2 protein-coding genes are annotated in these 2,516 nt (G+C 66.3%); one reads left to right on the top strand and one right to left on the bottom strand.

From position 1 onward, the window contains the following. A partial coding sequence (hemC, locus tag G3N97_RS38030; protein ID WP_205997885.1) for a hydroxymethylbilane synthase occupies nucleotides 1-575 on the bottom strand: 575 nt, incomplete at its 3' end. Between the two features lie 471 nt (nucleotides 576-1,046). On the opposite strand from hemC, the gene G3N97_RS38025 reads away from it, so the two are divergent. After that, nucleotides 1,047-2,516, top strand: a 1,470-nt coding sequence (locus G3N97_RS38025; RefSeq protein WP_205997884.1) for a phosphoenolpyruvate carboxylase, incomplete at its 3' end; no start/stop codon positions are given.

The raw sequence follows: 2,516 nt of genomic DNA, 5'->3' as shown, positions 1-2,516 counted from the left end.
CGGATACGTGCGCCGAGACCCAGACGCTTGAGCCCCGCCGCCGCGAGAATGATGGCCGCGTAGTCGCCGCGGTCGAGTTTGCCGAGGCGCGTGTCGAGATTGCCGCGCAGCGGCTTCACGTCGAGATGCGGATAACGCGCGCGGATCATCGACTCGCGGCGCAGGCTGGAGGTGCCGACGACCGCGCCCGGCGGCAGCGCCGCGAGCGAGTCGTATTCGTTAGACACAAAGGCGTCGCGCGGATCTTCGCGCTCCATGATGCACGTGAGCGCGAAGCCCTCGGGCAGCTCCATCGGCACGTCCTTGAGCGAATGCACGGCCAGATCGGCGCGCCCTTCGGCCAGCGCCTGCTCCAGCTCCTTCACGAACAAACCCTTGCCGCCGACCTTCGACAGCGTGCGGTCGAGAATTTGATCGCCGCGGGTCGTCATTCCGACGATTTTCACGTCGCAGGATGGATATAATTTGTGCAGCGCAGCTTGCACATGCTCGGCCTGCCACATCGCGAGGCGGCTCTCCCGCGAAGCGATGACAAGCGTGCGGGGCATGGGCGCGGATAACGTCTCGGAATTCATGGCTAGCACATCGAATAACGGGTTCGAAAAACAGAATCGGATAACAGGCAATGTTAGCACGCGCCCCTTTTTAGGCCTGCGCGTGCGGCGGCAAGGAAGAGACACGGTCGGTCGCTGACGTACACACTATGTGCGCGTCGGCGGCGCTGATCCAGCACGCCCTCCCCGGCACCCGGCGCGAACGTACGTCCGCTCCATGGTGCCGCGCTTTCGCAAAGCCTGCTCCCGGCGCGCCGGTATCCGCAGTTTTTCGCCGTCTTCATGTCGTCTTCGCCGTCGCGTGCCGTTCGGTCCGCCGCAATGCCGCAGCACCGCAGTCCGCGCGGCTTGCGCAGGATGGTTCCCGCCATCCGTTTCTGGTTGGTTTCTGGTAGCACCGAAGCACCCTGACCGCGGCCCGCGCCGCGGCCATGCAGTTGGCAGTCCCCGAATACCCTGTCCACACTCCTGGCTAGTCTTGAGGAAAACATCGTGAAGTCTTCCGGATCGGCGCGCGCAGAGCGCCGCAACAACGCATCGCTTGCCTCTTCTTCCCCCGCGGCCGCCGACAAGGCCAAAGCCGCCAAGGCCATCAAAGCCGCAACGGCCACTGAAACGAAGAAGACGACGAAGACATCGAAAACGGCCGACGCCAGCAAGACCACGAAAACGAAAGCCACGAAGGCCGTCAAAGCCGGGAAGTCGCTGAAAGCCGCGCCGAAGGCAGAGCCGAAGGTCGCGCCGGGCGTCGCCGAATCCGCGGAGATCGCGGCGTCCGCCGCAGTCGTCGAAACCGCGCAGCCCGCGAAAGCCGCCAAGCCCGCCAAGTCGCCGAAAGCCGCCGGTGCGCCGCGCGGCGGCCGCACGCGCGACGAAAAGCGCGACGACAAGGACCAGCCGCTCTTCGAAGACATCCGCTATCTGGGACGCCTGCTCGGCGACGTCGTGCGCGAACAGGAAGGCGACGCCGTCTTCGAAGTGGTCGAAAGCATCCGCCAGACGGCCGTGCGTTTTCGCCGCGAGGACGACAATGCCGCCGCGCTCGCGCTGGAAAAACAGTTGCGCGGACTCTCGCCCGAACAGACCGTGAGCGTGGTGCGCGCGTTCAGCTATTTCTCGCATCTCGCGAACATCGCCGAAGACCGTCACCGCAACCGTCGCCGCCGTATCCACGATCTGGCCGGTTCGGCGCCGCAGGCGGGCACCATCGCGCATTCGCTCGAACGTCTCGCGCAAGCGGGCGCCGCCGCCACGCCGATGCTCCAGCAGTTCTTCAACGACGCGCTGATCGTGCCCGTGCTCACCGCGCACCCGACGGAAGTGCAGCGCAAGAGCACGCTCGATTCGCAGCACGACGTCGCGCGCCTGCTCGCCGAACGCGACCAGCCGCTCACGCATCGCGAACGCGAACACAACGAAGCGCTGCTGCGCGCGCGCGTGACCTCGCTGTGGCAAACGCGCATGCTGCGCGACGCGCGCCTGACCGTCACCGACGAAATCGAAAACGCGCTCTCGTACTACCACACCACCTTCCTCACCGAGATTCCCGCGCTGTACGGCGAGATCGAAACCTCGCTCAAGGAGCACGGTCTTTCGGCGCGGCTGCCCGCGTTCTTCCAGATGGGTAGCTGGATCGGCGGCGACCGCGACGGCAATCCGAACGTCACGTCGGCCACGCTCGAAGAAGCCAGCGAGCGCCAGGCGCAGGTGATCCTGCAGCACTATCTCGACGAAGTGCACAAGCTCGGCGCGGAACTGTCGGTGTCGAATCTGCTTGCCGGTGCGAGCGACGAACTCAAGGCGCTGGCCGAAGCCTCGCCCGATCAGTCGCCGCATCGCGTGGACGAACCGTATCGCCGCGCGCTGATCGGCGTGTACACGCGCCTCGCCGCGAGCGCGCGCGTGCGTCTGGGCGAAGGCGTCGTGGCCGTGCGCAGCGCGGGCCGCAACGCCGCGCCCGTG

The sequence above is a fragment of the Paraburkholderia sp. Ac-20347 genome (genome assembly GCF_017104805.1).
GTDB lineage: Bacteria > Pseudomonadota > Gammaproteobacteria > Burkholderiales > Burkholderiaceae > Paraburkholderia > Paraburkholderia tropica.
The sequence above is the reverse complement of the archived record's forward strand: the minus strand, read 5'-3'. Positions and strand labels throughout refer to the sequence as shown.